An 18,517-nucleotide genomic window follows, 5' to 3' on the forward strand; every position below is an offset into this window, starting at 1 on the left:
GGTTTCGGTTCGGACTTCTCGTGAGGACCACCGCACGGAGCCGGCCGTGACGATCACGCACACCGGCCCCGAACCACCGGGTGATTGCCCGCCCGGTGGTTCGGGTCTCCGTAAACAGGACGGGATCGAGCGATTCGGCCACCCGCTGACCAGGACCCTGCTGGGCAGCGACGGCTTCACCACCCCCGCACTCGCGGCGATTCTGGGCACCGAGCTGCAGATTCGGGTGCTGCGCCAGGACGATGTCGCGGCGGGGCGCTTACCGGACATCGTCACGAATGCGCTGGGCGTATCCGGCGCCGATCGCGTCATCGTCCGGCGCTCGTGCCTGGTCAACGCCGATCTGGTCACCGCATCCGTCAACTACGTCGTCGCGGTGCGGGGGCCCGCGGCCGCGTCCGGGGTGGACGACGTGCGCGTGCCGATCGGGTCCGGCTTGATGTCCCGTGGGCTGTCCCAACGGCGGCGCCTGCTGCGGGCCGGCGTGACTCGGTGGCCGGATGGCCGGCTGTGCGCGGCCCGGTCCTACGTCATGCTGCTCGGCGACCGACCTCTCTGTTACATCCGGGAATCGTTCAATCCCAGCGTCGTCCCGCCCGCCTACACCGCCACGACCGATGGCGAGCCGCCGTGGGCCGACGAACCGGAGCTCACGCAACCGGGATCGTCCACCTTCCCGGCGGCATCGCCCACCGACGACGCGTCGACGGGCACCCGGCCACCGCGTGGCTGCGCAGCGCGATCGCGCATCATGCCCGCACCGGCCCACCCGGACGAGTGCGAGACGCTGACCGCCGATCTGGCCCGGGCAGCCCGCGGGCAAGGCTTCGTGCTGCATTTCGGCGGCGATGAGGCCCGATCCGACAATGACGCTTCTCCCGCGGTCGATGCTCGCCGGGCGCTGATCTACGCCGCGGCAGCCGTTATGGCGCACGGATCGGGAACGCCGGTCGTCGCCATCGAACCAGCGCCCACGCGGCATCCCCTGCCGCGATGGATGCCGGACGTCCTCGGCCCCATGGCAGCGTCTTTCGTCGGCGCCGCGACCCATACCGGAATCGATGCGGCCGACCCCACGCCGGACCCGGCGGAAAGGTCCGCGCGTGCGACTCGCGGCGATCGGCTGCCGATCACGCTCTGTGTGAACATGCTGCGCCGTGCCGGAGATCGATGCCACGACCCGGTGCGCCGCGAACTGCTGCGCGCGGTCGCCGGGCTGCTGCCGCTCACCGCGATCGCGCCATCGGGAGCGCAGGAACTGCACAGTCCCCTGGTGCCGCTGCGCGTCTCGGGGGAACCGGGCCTGCCCTACGCGACGTTCCCTTCCCCGCACAGCGCCGACCGCCGACGATGGGATCGTTCGGCCCACCTGCTCTGGCTCGGCCACTCGGCCCGCCGCGCCCTGCATGCCGAAGTGCGGTTCGCGGCCGCCGTCGGCAATCCCGTCGCCGTAGCCCTCGGCCCCGCCACCACGGCGCACGATGTCGAGTACCTGTGCCGAACGCTGAACGCACAGCGGCAGCCGGGCAAACTCACCCTCGTCCCGCGGGTGGACGCCGCCTGCGCCCTCGCCCGGCTTCCGGCGCTGTTCGACGCGGCCGCCGCGTGCGGAACGCCGGTCTGCTGGGTGGGTGATCCCATGCCGCTCGCGGCACGAACCCGACACGGCCGCATGCCGCTTCGCGCCGAGGTGGTCATCGACAATATTCGCGCGTTCTTCCAGACCTGCCGCGCCACCGGCACCGCACCCGGCGGCCTGCATCTGGAATGCGCGCCCGAAACGGTCCTCGAACACACCGAGCTGCGGGAAGGTGGTCGGACCCGCGACCTTCGCGACGATCGTCGAAGCCGCTACGGGCGCGGCCTCGATCCGGCACAGACACTGCGTTGTGTCATCGAAGCGCTCGAGTCACGGATCGCCTGATCGCCTTCCGCCTGCATCCGCGCCGGTTCCACACCGTCGGCACCGGCAGACCCTCGGCCGAGCGCCGTCGTCGCGACCATCCGGAGGGCGAGTTCCCCTGAATGGGAAGCATATTAGCGCGACTCGCGCGGTCGGGTACTGTCGCTTGCACGCGCACTCGACGGCGCGGCTGCCAGACATTTCCCGGGCGCTCCGGCATCGAGGCCACGAAGCCTCCGCATGCCCCGTATCTCGGTGATTCGTTACTGCTTCGCAGGCATGCGCTGAAACGCATCCGGCCGACCGCGACGGACGACATCTTGATCTCCGGCGACCACTGCCCTGACGGTGAATTAGAGGAGAACAGCCGGTAATTTCCTAGGCAGCTTCCACAATCCGGACAGTTTCGAATCCACCTCGAGAACTCGAACAGCCGACGCCGGTGACCTCGGCCGGTATCGGTGGCCTTCCTCTCCCCAGAAGCTTCACACGCCCATCACCTGCGCTGATACTGCGAACCTCCGGAGCCTCGAGCAGCCCCGCCGCGCCGCCCGCCGGACGCCTACTCGGGTGAGGAACATGTTGCCGCTCGCGCACCGGCCCGGTGGTCCTCTCGTGGACGCGACCAAAGTCAGGAATAATTGTGGTTCACTTGTTGGGTATCACAAATCCATGTGATTCGGGATGAGATCGCTACCCGTTCGTTATTCTTCGGGCGGGTACAGGTGAGGCGTCGGCCGGGCGGGCGGCGCCGTGTTGGAGGTAGGCGTTTCCAGCCGTGAGCAAGTGGTCTGAACTACGCACGTCCGTCGTGGGAATGGTGCGGTCGAGTCAGCGCGATGTCCGTGGTCGAGTGAGTGTGCGGGTGCGACTGCTGGCGATCGTGCTGATCTCCAGCGTCACGCTGCTCACGATCGGGGTCGGGGCGGCGGGTTACCTGGTGAAATCCGCTCGGGACGCGGAGGAATGGGCGGAGCTGGCCAGCAGCACCACGGCGCCCGCCATTCTCATGGTGCAGGCGTTCCAGGAGGAACGCCGGTTGTCGCTGTTGTACCTAGCGGGCGACGCCGAAGTCCGGCCCGGGCTCGCCGCCGCGCGGCAGCGCTCGGACGCGGCGCTGGCGGCGGTGATCGACAAAGGCGACGCCGCCCGCAAACTCAATCCCGGCGGCTCGGCCTCCGACATCGAGGGCTACAACAAGCTGTTCGCCATGGTTCCCACGGTGCGCGCCGGGGTCGATTCGCAGCAGGCGCCGCCCAACGATGTCTTCGTCGTGTTCAGCCAGGTCATCGGCACGATCGTCGCCGCATCGATGGTGGCCGCCCGGGTGGCGCCGAAAGCCGATATCGCGATCGAACTCGGCTACGGCGTCGAACCTCTGCGCGCTGCCGAGGCATTGTCGATGGCGGACACACTGGGCACGGTGGCGCTGACCCGCGGCGAACACACGCCCGCGCAACTGACCGAGTTCAATCGACTGGTCGGTGAATTCCGTGCTCAGATCGCCTATTCGAGCCGCGTGCTGAAGGGCGCCCGGCTCGCCCAGCTCGAGGAGATCACCACTGGACCGGCCTACCAGAAGATCATCGCGATGCAGGATGCGGTGATGGTGCGCGGGCCGGTGGAGGCGGGCGAGGACTTCGACGCCGGCACCCAGGGCAACCGCTCGACGACCGCCGCCCCCGCGTTGCCCATGAACGTCGCGGCCTGGCAGGAGGCGTCCGGCCAGGTCGGGTCGGGCCTGCTGAAGGTGTGGGACTACCAGAGCCGCGACGCGCACGACATCGCCCGCGCGCAGGGCGACCGGACCGCGCGGCAGTCCCTGCTCGGCGGGGCGGCGGTGTTGCTGGTCGCGACCCTCGCCTTCGTCGCGGCGCTGGTGCTGGCCAATCGGTTCATCGCGCGCATGCGCCGATTGCGGCGCGACACGTTGGAGCTGGCGGATCAGCAGCTGCCTGATCTCATGCACCGGCTCGGCCGCGGCGAGAGCCCGGACACCGAGAAGGAACTGACCCGTCTGGATTTCGGCTCCGACGAACTGGGGCAGGTGGCCGACGCGTTCAACCGTGCCCATGTCGCGGCCGTGGCGGCCGCGGCGGCGGAGGCGAAGACGCGCGCGGGCGTCAACGCGGTGTTCCTCAACATCGCTCATCGCAGCCAGGTCGTGGTGCATCGCCAGCTCGCGCTGCTCGACCAAGCCGAGCGCAAAGAGGAGAACGCCGACCAGCTCGAGCTGCTGTTCCAGCTGGATCACCTGGCGACCCGGGCCCGGCGCAATGCCGAGAACCTCATCATCCTCGGCGGCGAACAGCCGGGACGGCGCTGGCGCAAGCCGGTCCCGCTGCTGGACTTGGTCCGGTCCGCGGTCGCGGAGAGTCTCGACTACACCCGCATCCAGATCGGCCGGTTGCCGGATGTCCAGGTGTCCAGCAACGTCGTGGCCGACCTGATCCATCTGATGGCCGAGCTGACCGACAACGCGACGGCGTTCTCGCCTCCGCAGGCGCGCGTCGAGGTGTCCGGCGTGGTGGTCGGGCGTGGTGTCGCGGTCGAAGTCATCGATCAGGGTCTGGGCATGTCGGACGCCGACTTCACCGCGCGCAACGAACTGCTGTCCAACCCGCCGGATTTCAGTGTGGTCACCTTGTCCAGCGAGACCCGGCTCGGCTTGTTCGTGGTCGCGAAACTGGCTCACCGCCACGGTGTTTCGGTGCGATTGGGCGAATCGGTCTACGGCGGCGTGCGGGCCGTGGTGCTGCTTCCGAGCGCGCTCCTGCAGTCGGAGACGGGACCACGCGAACACAACGACAGTGGCCCAGTCGAACCCCCGGAGAGACCCGTGTCGGACAGCTCCTCGCCTCAGCCACCTCCGGTAGCGCAGCGATCGGCATGGTTCACCCCGGCTTCCGAGCAGTCCCCGGCGCCGGGCGCGTACAGCGACCCGCGCGGATTCGGCCAGCACACCGCACCGTATTCCGAGCCCGCGATGTATTCCGAGCCCGCGCCGGACACCCGGCCGCCGCTACCGCGGCGCCGCCGTCAGTCCCGCGAGGAGCAAGCGGCGCCCGCCGCCGCCCCGGTCCGGCAGCGGACCGCCGACGAGGCACGCAACCTGATGAGTGCCATCGAGAACGGAACCCGCCAGGGACGCCGGAAGCGTCCCGACCTCGACTAGTCCGCATCCACCTCACCATCGGAAGGCGACGATGACTACTTCCCAGGGAATCGGCCTCGGTTGGCTGCTCGACGAGCTGGTCACCGGACTGGTCGGAGCCCAGTCCGCGGTGCTGCTGTCCTCGGACGGGCTGCTGCTGGGCCATTCGAACCAGTTGGACAAGGCCGACGCCGAGCGATTCTGCGCGATGGCCTCGGCGCTGCACAGCCTGTCTCGCAGCGTGGGTCACCATTTCGACGCCGGTGGCGTCTGCCAGACCGTGGTGGAACTGGACCGGGCGGTGCTGTTCGTCACCGCGGCGGGCGCCAACGCGTGCCTGGCGCTGCTGGCGTCCGAGACCGCCGACATGGGTATGGTGGCATACGAAATGAACCAGACGGTGCACCGAGTCGGAACACATCTGTCGGTCGACACGCGCCCGCACCCACCCGCTTCCACACAGCCATGACTTATCCGCACGATCCCTGGTACGAAGACGAAGCCGGACCGTTGGTCCGGCTCTACGCCATCACCCGTGGCCGGGGTCGTGCCGCGCGACGGGAACTGAACTTGACCACCCAGGTGGTCGACGCCGCGCCCGGTAGCGCCCTGCGGCGCACCGAGCCGGAGTACGCCGCGATCGTGCAGCTGTGCCGCACCCCGCAGTCGGTGGCCGAGGTGTCCGCGCGGCTGCACCTGCCCTTGACGATGACGAAGGTCCTGCTCGGCGATCTGCTCGACGACGGACGGTTGATCGCTCGGGCGCCTCAGCCCGCGATGGGGTCGGAGTCGGATCTGGGTCTACTGCGCGCTGTGCTCGACGGCATTCGAGCGCTGTGACCACACCGGCTCCGACCGGCGCTCAGCCCAACTGCGCGGCGAGCCTTTTCGCGTTCATGTAAGCGATCGCCTCGATCGACACCATAGGGTTGACGCCCGAGGCCGTGGGGAAGCAAGAGGCGTCGGCGACGACGATGTTCCCCACTTCCCAGGTGGCGCCGTCCGGATCGGTGGCCGAGTTCTCCGGCGAGCCGCCCATCCGGGCCGAGCCCATGATGTGCAGCGCCCCCAACGAGCATTGCCCGGGACCGTACCCGGCGGCCCGGCACGCGGCGGCGAATTCGTCGTGCGAGCCGCGCCGACCGGGTTCGTAGGAGACGCCGGCCTGGTGCCCGGAGAAGATGCGGTGCGCACCGGCCGCCTCCAGAATGCTGGCCGCGCCCTCGATTCCGGTATGCAGATGCGCGGCGTCGTAGTCGGACAACCGGTACTCGACGATCGGCTCACCGCCGCGGTCGACGGTCACGCGGCCCGGATCACGGTCGCGCGTGATGATGCCGATCGCGTTCGATTTCGCGAAATCGAGCATGGTGGCCCGATGGTTCTCGGCGCCGCGCCAGCTCATGAACCCGGTGGCGAGACCGGGATGGATCGGACCGGTTTCGTAGATCACGCCGTAGCCGTTGCCGTCCAGATCGCTGTGCCTGCGGCAGATCCGGGTCTGCAGGCCGCCTTCCCACGGCCGGATCTCTTCGGAGAACACGCCGAAGACCGCGGCCGCCGGGTGCAGGCGCAGGTGACGGCCGATGTTGTCGTTGCGCAATCCGGAACGCCGCAGCAACGCCGGAGTCTGGATCGCGCCGGCCGCCACCACGACCGCGCGCGCGTGCACCTCGATCGCCGTGCCGTCGGAGGTGACCGCCGAGACTCCCTCGGCCCGGCCGCCCCGCACGAGAATCCGGCGCACGTCGGCGTCCACGACCAGGCGCGCGCCCCGGTCGGCCGCATCGGCGAGCCAGGTCTTGGTCACCGACTGTTTGGCGCCGAGCCGGCAGCCGTATCCGCATCGGCCGCACTCCACACCGGCGTCGCAGGCGTCGGTGACGTTGCGCGGCAGTGTGTCCACTTCCCAGCCCAAAGCTTTGGCGCCGCGCTCGAGCACACCGTCGCGGGCCGACAGCATCGACCGCTGATCGGTGACACCGAGTCGCCGCTGCACCACTTCGAGCGCTCGGTCGAACTCCGCCTCGGCGAATTGACCGGCGCCGAGCGCGGCCCACTCCGCCCGCACGTCGTGCGGCGTCGGCAGCGAGGTGCTCCAGTTCACGACCGTCCCGCCACCGAGGCACGTGCCCGCGACGAGAGTGATCTGACCTTCGGCGGACGCGGGCGGGCCCGGCGCGTACAGCTGCTGCAGTCCGCCGAGTTCACCGGTACCGAAATCGCGGTCGTCGTAGTAGTCGCCGCGTTCGAGCACCACGACGTCGAGACCCGCTTCGGCCAAGACCGCGGCCGCTACACCGCCACCGGCGCCGGACCCGACGACCACCACGTCACACCGCATCTCGGTGGTCTCGGTGACCCGCAGCGGCCGCAACGCGGGCGCGGGCGCCGTCGGCAGCGGACCGGTCGGGGCCGGATAGCCGATCTCCTTCCACAGCGGGTGGGCGCCCGACGGGCCGGGAGTGACGTTGTAGGACAGCAGCGACGCTTGCTTGAGCGCTTGGAAGATCACTCGGACCGGCTCGAAGCGGGAATCGGCCAGGCGCAGCAGCGCCCGCTCCCGCTGCTGCTGCGACAGGCTGGAGAAGCGTCGCGGACCGCTGCCGGTGAGCATGCCGGTCAGCCGGGAGTCCCACAGGTTCAGCAGCGTGGCCAATTGTTTCTTCTCGGCCTCGCGCGGGTTGCGGCCCAATATCTGGAAGACGGTGTCCACGGCGCCTATCGCGCTCGCCGACGGAAGCGTCAACCCGTCGCCAGGGTTGAACGTGTCGCAGATCAGGTTCAACGCCGCGCGTTGCTTCGCTGTTGGTTCCATTCGAAAAGTACCCTTCGTTTCGCCGAGTGAGTTCTATCACAGGACGTGAACAACCACTAACTAAACGGGCGTTTGCACTGGTCGTATCTTCCCCATACTGGAAAGAATGCGTGGCCACATACTGAAGCTTCCAGCTCCCGGCAGGCGGGGCCGCGCGCCGAGGCGCGACCCGCCCTCGACGCTCACGCCGGAATGACGATCGACGCCGCGCACCCGACCCCCAGGAACGCGTGCACGACCGCGATGAGGGCCGCGGCGAGTTCCACCGCCCGGTCGACATCGGCCCGTGGCCGCGTCAGCGACCATCGGGTGAACGTCCGCTCGGCATGGACCGCGAGGCGCAGCAACTCGGCGCGATACGAGCCGAGCAGCGGTTGGTCGCATGCGTTCAGGGCCGCGGCGGTGAGGTGGGCGCAGCGGCCGATGGTCACCACTACCTCGAGCAACTCGTCCGGCACCGCCGTGATGACGTAGGCGTCCGCGAGCGCGGCCGCCATCCGGGTCCGTTCGACCACGCCGCCGAGCGCTCGGCCCAATTCGGACAGCCTCGCACCGTCCGCCGCCACGGATCCGCCTTCCAGGGCAGCGGTCAGATTGCCGATCACCACACCGGCCGCGTGCTCGACGCGGCGCAACCGATCGAGGATTCCGGAAGCGTCGACCGGAGAGCAACCGAAATCCGCCAGGACTGTCGCAGCCTCCACCAGTGTCGCGGCCGCCGCACGGAAGTAGATCTCCGTCCCCGCGCTCGCCGGCAACGTGCCCATGTCCACTCCCTCCGGGGTAGCGACCCTCCGACCGGCAGCCATCGCGTGGCCGCGCGGCCCGGGTCGGCTTGTCCACAACTGTGCGTCAATGGTTCATAACATATCGCAGTAATTTGCAGGTAGATAGAAGAGACTCACGGGAACAGGCATTCACTTAAATGCCAGTGAAGGCACGAGCCACCGGACCGGCCACGTCGTGGCGCCAGCCGGGTTCGGTTGGTCGGCACCCGGCATCGCGGGCACGATGGGTGGAACCGAGCCGACGACCGTCGAGAGGATCGACCGATGCACCGTCCGAGTCGCTACCTGGTTGCGGTGGTCGTCCTGTTCGGTGCCGCTGTCGGGTGCGAAGGCACCGAGCCCGAGTCGCGCCCGGTCCGGGGCGAGATCGTGGCGACGGCATCGCTGCTGAGCCTGCCGCTCGAACAGACCACCGCGCTGCTTGCCGACGGCGGAATCCGGACGCCCGTCCGCAACGGTGTCGACGCGTATCGCATCGACTATCGGACGATCACCCCGCAGGGCGAGCCGACCACCGCCAGCGGGCTGGTCGTCCTGCCGCGCACCGAGTCCGGACGCCTGCGGGTGGTCAGCTACGAACACGGGACCATGACGCTCAAGAGCGACGCGCCGTCCGTCGACACCCGCAACCTCCCCGACCGGCTGCGCACGGTGATGTTCGCGGCGGCCGGTTACGCGGCGGTAGCGCCGGACTACCTGGGCCTGGGGACCGGCCCAGGGCCGCATCCCTACGTCCACGCGCCGTCGGAGGTCAGCGCGTCGGCCGACCTGCTGCGCGCGGCCCGGTCCTTCGCCTCCCAGCAGCGCCGAGAAGTCGACCCGAACGTGCTGGTGACCGGTTTCTCGCAGGGCGGGCACGCCGCGATGGCGCTGGGCAAAGCGCTGCAGGCCGGAGCGATCCCCGGCTTCGGCGTCGCCGCGCTGGCCCCGATCAGCGGCCCCTACGACCTGCGGCACGTTCAAGCGCCCGCCGCGCTCGACGGGCAGGTCGTGCCGGGCGCCGCGGTCCTGTTCCTCTCCTACTGGATCACGTCGATGAACCGGATCCACCACCTCTACGACGATCCCACCGAAGCCTTCCAGCAGCCCTACGCCGACAAAGTCGAGGAACTCTTCGACGGCTTCCACAACGAACTCACCATCGTGACCTCGCTGGCGACCACACCCGCGCAACTGCTCACCGCCCGGTTCCTCGCCTTGGCCGCCGCCCCGACCGGCGCCGCCGCGAAGGCGATCGCCGACAGCGACGGCACCTGCGACTGGACGCCGCGCGTGCCCGTCCAGCTCTACGCCGCCCGCGGCGACCGGGCCGTCCCTTACGCCAACACCGAGCGCTGTCTGCGGGCCCTCGGCAGCGGCAACGCCACGCTGCGCGACATGGGCGCAGTGGACCATGCCGGGACGGCCCGGGTCGCCCTCCCCGAGATTCTCGGCTGGTTCCAGCAGGGGTTCCCGCCGGACTGACCGGCGCCCGAGGAGGGTCACCGCGCGACCGGCGGTCAGTGCGAGTCGGCCGGTTGTGTCGTCGGCTCCAAGGGCAGCTCCATCCGGTCCACGACGAGGCGGATGTCCAGGTGCGCGATGTCGCCGGAAGCGTCGAACTCGACGTCGCCCGCGATACCGCGGCCGCTGAATTCCAGCCACCGGTAGTCGTCGAGGAATTCGGTCACCAAACCGCGCCGGGTCAGGTAGCTGTGCACGGCGCGCCGATGATCGGTCAGCGGCAGCGCCCCGAAACCATAGGCCAGCACGCGAGCGAGGCCGGAGGCGGTGGGAGCGGGCAGCTCGAACGACGGATGGTCGATGAGGAACGCGACGCAGGCGCCATCGATGACACCGCAGTAGGAACTCCAGCGGCCGCAGACGATCTTCGCCGCGTCCGCCATCAGCCCGGCCACCTGATAGGGCTCCGGCGCCGCACCGCCGAGCGCCACGGGCAGTTCCGCCGAACACAATTCGGCCACGCCGTACCGAAAGCCGAACTCGCGCACCGTCTGCGCGGAACGCAGCAGCGAGCGCGGGTAGCCCCAGGGATTGGCCCATCCCCACAGCCACGACTCCGCGTCGGCCGTTCCGAGCAGATGCACGTCGGTGCACACGAAGGAACGCTCCTCACCGAGGAATTCCAGCCGACGCCCTTCCAGGTCGGCTTCCCACACGTGTGCGCCCAGCACTTCTTCCAGGTGCAGCCGGTGTTCGAGCGACAGCAAGCCCGCGTCATCGAGAAGTCTCGTCAGTGGCACGGATTGGGACACCGCGTCAGCGTAGTCAACGAGCGCACACAGCCGCGCCTCCGACCGGCGACGTGCCCGCTACCGGAAGGAACTGACGTTGTTCACTTGGTTCGAGGTGGTGTAACCGCTGACGTGATAGGTGATCTCGTACGAGAGGTCCGAACTCGTCCACGTGACCGGCGACCACTCACCGGACTCGCAGAACAAGATGTAGATCTCGTGCCCGGCCTCGTACTCGGAACTGGTGGCGCCGGGGGCCAGCACGAACAGCTCTTTGGGCTTGTCCCACTCCTGCCGATAGACCGACACGTGCCCGCCGGAATCGTTGTGCAGCTTGTACCACCCGGCCGAACTGCGCGCGGCGGGCTCCGGGGCGGTCGGCGACACGGTGACAGTCTTCTTCTTGATCGCCATGCTGGCGGTCTCGGTCATTCGACTCTCCTTCGGTCCGCTGATCTCGCCCCACAGTCTGCCCATATCCCGGGCGAGTCGATTCACCCCTTCCGGGTGAAATCGGGCGTAGCGCATCGAGGGCCGGACTCAGCCCGCGGCGGCTGGCCGGCCGGGCAGCGGATGCGGCAGGAAACCGTCGGCGAAGAACATCATGGAGCCGCACTGATCACACCGGTAGGCATGCTGCTCGAGCACTTGCTGACCCAGCTCACTGGGGTGATCGGTCAGGAAGCCGGTATGCCCGGTGATGAAACCGAGAACACCGATGTAGGTGCGTTGGCGTTCGCACCACGGACACCTGAGGTCGACGGACTCCTGCCTGCGGCGGATCTCGTCTTCCTGCATATATTCGTGAAATCCAGACCGGCACGCGATCCAGGACCGTCGGCCTGTTGCCGCCGACGAGAATAGGCGGGTGACCAGCACCGGCACGCCGCGCGGTGAATTTCAGGACAGCCCCAGATCCCTGGCGACGATCACTTTCATGACTTCGCTGGTGCCCGCGTAGATGCCGGCCACGCGGGCATCGGTGTACAACCGGGCGATCGGGTACTCCAGCATGTATCCGTAGCCACCGAACAATTGCAGGCAGCGGTCCACCACACGGGCCTGCACCTCGGTGCAGAACAGCTTCACTCGAGCGGCGTCCGCCCCCGACAGCGTGCCCTCGACCAGGTCGAGCACCGCCCGGTCGGCCATGGTCTGGGCCGCCTCGACCTCCGCGGACATCGCGGCCAGTTCGAACTTGGTGTTCTGGAACGACGCGACCGGTGTGCCGAATGCCTTGCGCTGCTTGGTGTACTCCACCGTCGCGGTGATCCCGGCGCGCGCCTGGGCGACCGAGCCGACCGCGACGGTCAGCCGCTCCTGCGGCAGGTTGTGCCCGAGGTAGCCGAACGCCGCGCCCCTCGGCGCCGAGCCGGTTGGCCACGGGCACCCGGACGTCCTGGAACGACAGCTCCATGGTGTCCTGCACCTTGCAGCCCATCTTCTCCAGCATGCGCCCGCGGGTGAAGCCCGCCATCCCGTCCTCCACCACCAGCAGGGTGAGCCCGGCGCGCCGGTCGCCCGGGTCGGTTTCACCGTAGTTCCTCCTCCGTGGGCTGTTCGGCGCCCGATGGGTGGCCGGGGCCTGCGCCGACGTCTCGCCCTTCGCTCGTCGATGAGCAGCACATGCCCGGGGGCACACTCGCTCTCAGGGAAACCATCTTCCCTGATTTGGGTAATCAGTATATGCCGCTTTGAGAGTGTGATCTACACGAGGCGCGGTGGCAGAACTCGGGCACGTCCGGGCCCGCCGCGGGATCGGCCCCCGCCGCCTCGGCGTTGACAGTGCCGCAGCCGCATGGAAATCTACTAGTTGGGTTCGAGAATGCTGTTCTCAGTAATATGAAGAATGAAATCCTCCAATCGGGAAATGATAGTCTCGCAATTGCGTCGGACATGGTGACCAGGAACCCGATGACACGCCGTTCTCCAGTACAGTGCATCCATGTTCTCTTCACATGACCGAGGACCGAGGTGCCCGTGACCAGCCCGAGCGAGAAACCGGCTTGGAAGCAGCGCGCCGTGGAGCGCTCTTTACGCACCGCGAAGTTGCGCGCCGAAGAGCGCGTGCAGCGGTTCCTCGACGCCGCCCAGGCCATCATCACCGAGAAGGGCAGCACCGACTTCACGGTGCAGGAGGTCGTGGACCGCTCACGACAATCCCTGCGCAGCTTCTACCTGCAGTTCGACGGCAAGCACGAACTGCTGCTCGCCCTGTTCGAAGACGCGCTGAGCCGCACCTCCGACCAGCTGCGCGCAGCCGCCGACGGCCAGACCGACCCGCTGGAGAAGTTGCAGGTCGCCGTCGAGCTGCTGTTCGAGCTGTGCCGGCCCGACCCGTCGGCGCAGCGTCCGCTGTTCACCGATTTCGCGCCGCAGCTGCTGATTTCGCACCCCGACCACGTGAAGGTCGCGCACGCGCCGATGCTGGCGCTGTTCACCGAGCTGATGGAATCCGCGAAGGAGGCCGGACAGCTGCGACCGGAGGTCGATTCGCGCCGGACGGCGGCGATGGTCATGCAGACCGTCATGTTCACCGCGCAGCCCGCGGGAGCGTCCGACGACGAGACGCAGCACCCGATCACCGCGTCCGAAGTATGGAACTTCTGCGCGCACGGCTTTGCACGCGAATGAGAAAAATATTCTCCCTTCAGAGAATTTGACTTACACTCGGGTTCATGTGCACACCGACGAGGACTCCATTCTCGCCGCCATCGCGGAGGCGGAATCGCTGGGACCGCTGCGTATCTCGGTCGACACCCACGGCGGTCCGGCCACCGGCGGCCGCCTGATCGGCAAGGACGGCACGCCGCTGGCACTCGACGGCTTCCGCACCACCATCGAGTTCTATCTGACCGCCGTGTTCAACGTCCTGCGCCTTACGGCGGCCGCTATCGCCGAAGACAGATCCGCAGGAGGAGGGCGGTCGCGGCGTCATCGTGAACACCGCCTCGATCGCCGCGTTCGAGGGCCAGATCGGTCAACTGCCCTACGCGGCGGCGAAGGGCGGCGTGGTCGGCATGACCCTGGTGGCCGCCCGGGACCTGTCCCCGGTGGGCATTCGCGTGGTCACGATAGCCCCGGGCACGGTGAACACCCCCGCCTACGGCAAGGCCGCCGACCAGCTGGAGGCGTACTAGGGGCCGCAGGTGCCGTTCCCCAAGCGCATGGGCCGTTCCGAGGAGTACGCCAAGCTGGCCACCGCCATCATCGACAACGACTATCTCAACGGAGAGGTCATCCGGCTCGACGGCGCCCTGCGCTTCCCGCCGAAGTAGCCGCCACGGCGGCGACACGTGCGGCCCTGCTGCCCAGGCGAACGATTCCGCGAGTCCTACACTGACGCGGTCCACGACCGACGTTTTAAGCTGGAAGCGTACGGCCTATGCTCTGGCAGTAGGGAGCGCATGAAACCCGCAACAGCGCCTCAGCCGGAATACCGGCAGGCCTGCTTCGCCGATATCGAGGACATCGCGGCCATCGAGGCCGAGGTGTTCGCCGAGCCGTACCGGTATCTGATGCTGCGCCAGCTGTTCGACCTGCACGGATCCGAGTGGCTGGTCGCGGAGGTGGACGGGGCGGTGATCGGTTACGCGTTGACCCTGGAGAAATCCGGACGGGCGCTGCTGTTCACGTTCGCGGTGGCCAAGCGGTACCAAGGTGAGGGCTACGGCCGCGCGTTGCTGAAGCGCACCCTGCAGACCTGCCGGACCGTGGGCGCCGAGGTGATGTACCTGACCGTCCGGCCGGACAACCAGCAGGCGAGCAATCTGTTCAAGCGAGCCGGATTCGAATTCGTGGAGCACGACGACCGATATTTCGGCCCGGGGGAGCCCCGGGACGTTTTCGAGTACCGGCTGAGGGGCAGACCGCTAGACTCGTGACCATGGGGGAGATTTCGCCCTTCGTCGCTTCGGTCTCGACCAGGATCACCAGGCGCGCAGACGAATACACCGCCGAGATCGACCGGGGCGGCCGCACCGAGCAGCAAGCGCTGGAGCAGTTCGCCGCGCATGCCGACGCGATCCTCGCCGATTACGACCCGCCCACCGCGCGGCGCCACTCCGACTCCCTGGTGTTCCGGCACCTGTACGCCGCCGCGCGCCAACCCGGGCCCGACGAAGCGGGCTGGCGAGTGCCCAGCGCGATCCCGGCGGCGCTGCTGGCCGCGGAGATCGAATTCCGCGGGCCGCTGCGGCTGAGCAGTCGGCAGAACACCATGCTCGCCGAGGAATACGAGCAGTTGGGCGCGCAGCTCGCGGCGGCGCGACTGCCCGCGCACGCGGCCCTGGCATACCGCAGAGGCGCCGCGCTGTACCGGATGAACGAGGACGACGAAGCCGAGGACCGCTGCGGTCTGCGACTGGCGCGGGCGCGCACCCTCGCACTGCCGCCGGGCCGCCGACGCTGGACGGGCCAGCTGTCGTATGTGCTGTGCGGCCACGGATACCGGCCTTCCTGGTTACTCGGCTGGGTTGCCGTGCAGCTGGTGCTGTTCACGGTCGCCGCTTTGCTCCTGAGCGGGAACTCTTCCCCGGCTGCCACCGTCTACACCTGCGTGACCAGCTTCATCAATCCGCTGGGCCCCGGTGACACGGAGAATCTGCGCCCGGCCGCCCGGCCGCTGTTCGCCGTGGAAGCGTGGACCGGCACGGTGTCGATGTCGGTGTTCTTCGCCCTGCTGGTGCGCAAGTGGTTCCGGATATAGCCGCACCGGCCGCTACCACTCGGCGTCGAAAGCCTTGTGCCGCAGCGCGTCCAGGGTCGCCACGGCGATGCGGTCGCGAAGCCGGGCGACCAGGGTGTTCCACTGCCGGGACAAGCCGGGATCGACCTGCAACTCCCGCCACAACGCGCGCATCGAGGCCGGGGTGTGCGCTCCCGGCATCCACAGCCCGGTGAGGTCTTCGAGCACCGGGGCCAGGATGTCGGTGCGTTCCCGGCTGTGCGAGGGGAAACGGTCGGCTTCGGCCAGCGCGTCGGCGACCACGGTCAGCAACCAGTCGTGCGCGGCCAGATCCTCACAGAATCGTTGCGCCGCATCCAGATCCTTCTCCTCGCGCACGATCAGCCGCACCGTGCGGAGGGTGGCGTCGTCCAGGTGCAGCGCGGCCGCGGGGCCCGCGCTGCCGCCGACTCGGGCGACCCAGCGCAACCGGGTGGTGCCTGCCCGCACCGGCGGATTCTGGTCCAATCGGGTGTCGGCGCGCAGGCGAGCGAGCAGGCGTTCGCTGATCGAGGCCAGGTCGAGTGTTTCGGCGTCGACCGCCCCGGTGAGATACCCCTCGGCCAAAGCAGCCCCGGCGGTGGCTCTCTCGGGCACGCGGCTGATGACTTCGGTCACGCCCTTCTGGCTGAGGTAGTGCGACCAGGTCTGTCTGCGCCGGCTCGCGGCGCGCACCACCCGGGTCCGCGCGGTGGACTGCAGCACGCGCCCGCCGGACAGGACCGCGCTCGTCGCCACCGTTCCGACGATGTGCGCGGACTGCTCGCCCAGGCTCAGATCGCAGTCGACGCCGACCGCGGTGGTCGGCGACACCGCCAGCGTGCCCGGCCGCTCCCGCCACCGCACCGTGCAGCCGGGCATGAGCGCCAGCAGATCGCAGGCCTCCGCCCCGGTGAGCGCGGTCGCCGACGGCAGCAGGCAGGTGCGCACCTCACCGAGGACGACCAGAGGCGTGGTCGCGGCCATGTCAGGTCCCGTCGAGCAACAGGTGGGAGAGCCGTTCGCTCACCTCGCGCGGCACCGGCACCGGCGGAACCTCCTCGGCGCCGCGGGCGATGACCTGCTCGACCACGTCGTCGTCGAGATCGAGGTGGTCGAGCACCAGCCGTACCGCGTGCTCGATGCCGATGTACCGCTTGGGCAGCATCGACAGCGTCTTGTAGGCGGCGAACGGCGCGGCGGACGGATTCAGCTGCACCACCGGCGGAATGTCGTGCCAGCGCCGCGGCGTGAGATCGGCCCGGCTCCACGGTTGCGGATCCACCACGACGTCACCGTGATAGCGCAGCATGCCCAGCCGCAGCAGATGCCAGACGGCGGCCAGGAACGGGCACGACCAGCGCGTCACGGCCACCCCGTCGACCACATGCCTGCTCCACAGTTCGACGTCGAGGAAGATCGAGTGCTCCCGGCGGCCGAACTCCTCCGGCGGCTGATAGCTGCGCTGGCGCATGGCCTGGCCGCGTTCGTCTTCCGACGAGCGCCGCCCGTTGCACAGCCATCCCGACTCGGCGGTCGGCGGCCTGCGGCCGGTGCTCGGCGGTGCGGGCTCGGCGACGATGCGCGCGGCCACCATCTCCGCCACCGGAATCGGCTCGCCGAACGCCACGCCGTCGACGAACTTCGACGCCCGCCAGCAACCGGATTCGCGCGCCAGATAGTCGATGACCAATCCGGATTCCTCCGCGGCGTCCAGCAGCTTGGCGAGGATCGCGGAGGGATCGGTATCCGGCTGGAAGTAGTCGTCGATCAGGTAGCAAGTGCTCACGCGCGCGTTCGGGCCGTACTGCACCTTGGCCGACTCGGCGAAGGCCGACACCAGAGGCACGATGCGGCGGAACTCCGCCCCGACCCGTTCGATATCGGAGGTGATGTCGTTGAGGTAGAAATGCCCGACCTCGATCGACAAGTGCGACAACGGGACCGACACGATCCGAGGCTGTTCGGTCGCCTCGCTGTAGCCCTGTGTATCCCCCATCTACAGCCTTTCCCAGGTGGCGATGTCGACCAGTCGGCGCGCCAGTTCGGCATAGGCCGAAGCGGTCGCCTCATTGGCGATCTGGGCGTTGACGTCGGCATCGAGGATGAGCTGTTCGCGCCGCTGCAACACCGGCTCGATCGGAGTGGAGCCGAGGACCGCGGTCGTGCCGAGCCGCTTGGCGGTGGCCAGCCGCCGCAGGGCGGCGTCCTGCTCTTGCAGCCACGCCGCCTGTGCCGGGCGCTGGGCGACCCCGTCCCAGTTGGCGTCGGGCACCGCCGTACGCACGTAGCGCACCGAGCCGAGCAACTCCTCCGGGTCGTGACCGCATTCCGCGCCTGCCTTCAGCAGTCCGTGCGAGCCGTACACCAGACCGGCGGCGGCCAGAATGTGCTGGCGCGTCCAGCGGTGGAAGATCAACCATCGGGCGATGCGCCCGCGCAGTTGGGGCAGTGCGGTGGCCTGCAACACGATCTGCAGTGCCGCCGAGCGGCCCGCGCTGAGGTCCACGATCACCACGCGGAACTCTTGGTCCAGCGCCACCAGCAGTTCCGCGCAGCGCTGCACCACCGCGTCGTCGTCGGTGAGGAACTCCGCGCCGCCCTCGTCCCCGGGCAGCAGCACCAGCCGGCCCGAGTTGGGGCCGATGCGGGACAGTTCCGGCCGATCGGTCGCCGCGCCGACATCGAGCCGGGCCACGGTTCCGCTCTCGCCGAGCAGGTAGGAATGCACGCCGCCGCGCGGCACGCCGCGTTCGGCCGCGCCGATCTCGAACAGCGCGCCTGCCGTGGGTGAGCCGAGGTCGAAGTCGGCGTAGGCGACGTTCAGGCCCGAACGGCACAGCCGGTAGGCGATGTTGCAACTGGTCACCGACCGCCCGGTGCCGCCCTTGTCGGAGGTGGAGAACACCAGCACC

The 18,517-nt window shown here is 68.8% G+C and carries 16 protein-coding genes and 2 pseudogenes; 9 read left to right on the top strand and 9 right to left on the bottom strand.

Annotated elements, in window-relative coordinates:
- Nucleotides 1–46: 46 nt before the first annotated feature.
- The 4 genes from ON27_RS37890 (at nucleotide 47) to ON27_RS37905 (ending at nucleotide 5,897) form a co-directional block, all read left to right on the top strand.
- Entirely contained in the window at nucleotides 47–1,924 is a 1,878-nt protein-coding gene (locus ON27_RS37890; protein WP_043738710.1) for a 3-deoxy-7-phosphoheptulonate synthase, read from the top strand.
- A gap of 832 nt (nucleotides 1,925–2,756) precedes the next feature.
- Nucleotides 2,757–5,078 (top strand): sensor histidine kinase, encoded by a 2,322-nt coding sequence (locus tag ON27_RS37895; RefSeq protein WP_245560557.1) that lies wholly within the window; start codon nucleotides 2,757–2,759, stop codon nucleotides 5,076–5,078.
- 31 nt (nucleotides 5,079–5,109) lie between these two features.
- Nucleotides 5,110–5,526: a roadblock/LC7 domain-containing protein gene (locus tag ON27_RS37900; RefSeq protein WP_043738714.1), complete on the top strand. Its 417-nt coding sequence runs from the start codon at nucleotides 5,110–5,112 to the stop codon at nucleotides 5,524–5,526.
- On the top strand, nucleotides 5,523–5,897 hold the full coding sequence (locus ON27_RS37905) for a DUF742 domain-containing protein (RefSeq protein WP_043738715.1): 375 nt from the start codon (nucleotides 5,523–5,525) through the stop codon (nucleotides 5,895–5,897). Before ON27_RS37900 ends, ON27_RS37905 begins: the two co-directional genes overlap by 4 nt.
- 22 nt (nucleotides 5,898–5,919) lie before the next feature.
- On the opposite strand, the gene ON27_RS37910 is transcribed toward ON27_RS37905, so the two are convergent.
- Nucleotides 5,920–7,875, bottom strand: coding sequence for an FAD-dependent oxidoreductase (locus ON27_RS37910; RefSeq protein WP_043738716.1), 1,956 nt, complete (start codon nucleotides 7,873–7,875; stop codon nucleotides 5,920–5,922).
- A gap of 182 nt (nucleotides 7,876–8,057) precedes the next feature.
- Nucleotides 8,058–8,642: a hypothetical protein gene (locus ON27_RS37915; RefSeq protein WP_043738717.1), complete on the bottom strand. Its 585-nt coding sequence runs from the start codon at nucleotides 8,640–8,642 to the stop codon at nucleotides 8,058–8,060.
- Between the two features lie 285 nt (nucleotides 8,643–8,927).
- Between ON27_RS37915 and ON27_RS37920 the strand changes: the two genes are divergently transcribed.
- Nucleotides 8,928–10,127, top strand: coding sequence for a lipase family protein (locus ON27_RS37920; RefSeq protein ID WP_043738718.1), 1,200 nt, complete (start codon nucleotides 8,928–8,930; stop codon nucleotides 10,125–10,127).
- Nucleotides 10,128–10,162: 35 nt separating this feature from the next.
- Here the strand turns inward: ON27_RS37920 and ON27_RS37925 are convergent, their stop codons facing one another.
- The 4 genes and pseudogenes from ON27_RS37925 to ON27_RS37940 all read right to left on the bottom strand — a co-directional run.
- On the bottom strand, nucleotides 10,163–10,918 hold the full coding sequence (locus ON27_RS37925) for a DUF6882 domain-containing protein (protein WP_063711457.1): 756 nt from the start codon (nucleotides 10,916–10,918) through the stop codon (nucleotides 10,163–10,165).
- A gap of 57 nt (nucleotides 10,919–10,975) precedes the next feature.
- Nucleotides 10,976–11,329: a hypothetical protein gene (locus ON27_RS37930; RefSeq protein WP_157227921.1), complete on the bottom strand. Its 354-nt coding sequence runs from the start codon at nucleotides 11,327–11,329 to the stop codon at nucleotides 10,976–10,978.
- Nucleotides 11,330–11,437: 108 nt separating this feature from the next.
- Nucleotides 11,438–11,782 carry a hypothetical protein gene (locus ON27_RS37935; RefSeq protein WP_157227923.1) on the bottom strand — a complete coding sequence of 115 codons (345 nt, stop codon included), beginning with the start codon at nucleotides 11,780–11,782 and terminating at the stop codon, nucleotides 11,438–11,440.
- A 15-nt stretch (nucleotides 11,783–11,797) separates the two neighbouring features.
- Nucleotides 11,798–12,428, bottom strand: a pseudogene (locus tag ON27_RS37940) (acyl-CoA dehydrogenase family protein); the annotation flags it as partial.
- 449 nt (nucleotides 12,429–12,877) lie between these two features.
- On the opposite strand from ON27_RS37940, the gene ON27_RS37945 reads away from it, so the two are divergent.
- From ON27_RS37945 to ON27_RS37960, 4 genes and pseudogenes are all read left to right on the top strand, one after another.
- Nucleotides 12,878–13,531: a TetR/AcrR family transcriptional regulator gene (locus ON27_RS37945; protein WP_043738721.1), complete on the top strand. Its 654-nt coding sequence runs from the start codon at nucleotides 12,878–12,880 to the stop codon at nucleotides 13,529–13,531.
- A gap of 52 nt (nucleotides 13,532–13,583) precedes the next feature.
- Nucleotides 13,584–14,175: pseudogene (locus ON27_RS37950) on the top strand (SDR family NAD(P)-dependent oxidoreductase); the annotation flags it as partial.
- A gap of 129 nt (nucleotides 14,176–14,304) precedes the next feature.
- Nucleotides 14,305–14,781, top strand: coding sequence for a GNAT family N-acetyltransferase (locus ON27_RS37955; RefSeq protein ID WP_051047509.1), 477 nt, complete (start codon nucleotides 14,305–14,307; stop codon nucleotides 14,779–14,781).
- 2 nt (nucleotides 14,782–14,783) lie between these two features.
- A complete protein-coding gene (locus ON27_RS37960) occupies nucleotides 14,784–15,605 on the top strand; it encodes a hypothetical protein (RefSeq protein WP_157227925.1) in 822 nt (273 codons plus the stop codon).
- Nucleotides 15,606–15,617: 12 nt separating this feature from the next.
- Here the strand turns inward: ON27_RS37960 and ON27_RS37965 are convergent, their stop codons facing one another.
- From ON27_RS37965 to ON27_RS37975, 3 genes are read right to left on the bottom strand one after another with little or no spacing between them, the layout of a single operon-like run.
- The gene (locus ON27_RS37965) at nucleotides 15,618–16,589 is read right to left on the bottom strand and encodes an SCO2521 family protein (protein ID WP_043738725.1); all 972 of its coding nucleotides are present in this window, start codon (nucleotides 16,587–16,589) and stop codon (nucleotides 15,618–15,620) included.
- A 1-nt stretch (nucleotide 16,590) separates the two neighbouring features.
- Nucleotides 16,591–17,601: an SCO2522 family protein gene (locus tag ON27_RS37970; RefSeq protein WP_043738727.1), complete on the bottom strand. Its 1,011-nt coding sequence runs from the start codon at nucleotides 17,599–17,601 to the stop codon at nucleotides 16,591–16,593.
- Nucleotides 17,602–18,516 carry an SCO2523 family variant P-loop protein gene (locus ON27_RS37975; protein ID WP_043738729.1) on the bottom strand — a complete coding sequence of 305 codons (915 nt, stop codon included), beginning with the start codon at nucleotides 18,514–18,516 and terminating at the stop codon, nucleotides 17,602–17,604.
- Between the last annotated feature and the right edge of the window lies 1 nt (nucleotide 18,517).

This window comes from Nocardia asiatica NBRC 100129 (genome assembly GCF_000308415.1).
GTDB classification, from domain to species: domain Bacteria; phylum Actinomycetota; class Actinomycetes; order Mycobacteriales; family Mycobacteriaceae; genus Nocardia; species Nocardia asiatica.

Excerpts from the sequence above, each read along its gene's own strand:
- ON27_RS37900 (WP_043738714.1), top strand. The coding sequence starts at position 5,110 with ATGACTACTTCCCAGGGAATCGGCCTCGGTTGGCTGCTCGACGAGCTG.
- ON27_RS37905 (WP_043738715.1), top strand. The coding sequence starts at position 5,523 with ATGACTTATCCGCACGATCCCTGGTACGAAGACGAAGCCGGACCGTTG.
- ON27_RS37910 (WP_043738716.1), bottom strand. The coding sequence starts at position 7,875 with ATGGAACCAACAGCGAAGCAACGCGCGGCGTTGAACCTGATCTGCGAC.
- ON27_RS37915 (WP_043738717.1), bottom strand. The coding sequence starts at position 8,642 with ATGGGCACGTTGCCGGCGAGCGCGGGGACGGAGATCTACTTCCGTGCG.
- ON27_RS37920 (WP_043738718.1), top strand. The coding sequence starts at position 8,928 with ATGCACCGTCCGAGTCGCTACCTGGTTGCGGTGGTCGTCCTGTTCGGT.
- ON27_RS37930 (WP_157227921.1), bottom strand. The coding sequence starts at position 11,329 with ATGACCGAGACCGCCAGCATGGCGATCAAGAAGAAGACTGTCACCGTG.
- ON27_RS37955 (WP_051047509.1), top strand. The coding sequence starts at position 14,305 with ATGAAACCCGCAACAGCGCCTCAGCCGGAATACCGGCAGGCCTGCTTC.
- ON27_RS37960 (WP_157227925.1), top strand. The coding sequence starts at position 14,784 with ATGGGGGAGATTTCGCCCTTCGTCGCTTCGGTCTCGACCAGGATCACC.
- ON27_RS37965 (WP_043738725.1), bottom strand. The coding sequence starts at position 16,589 with ATGGCCGCGACCACGCCTCTGGTCGTCCTCGGTGAGGTGCGCACCTGC.
- ON27_RS37970 (WP_043738727.1), bottom strand. The coding sequence starts at position 17,601 with ATGGGGGATACACAGGGCTACAGCGAGGCGACCGAACAGCCTCGGATC.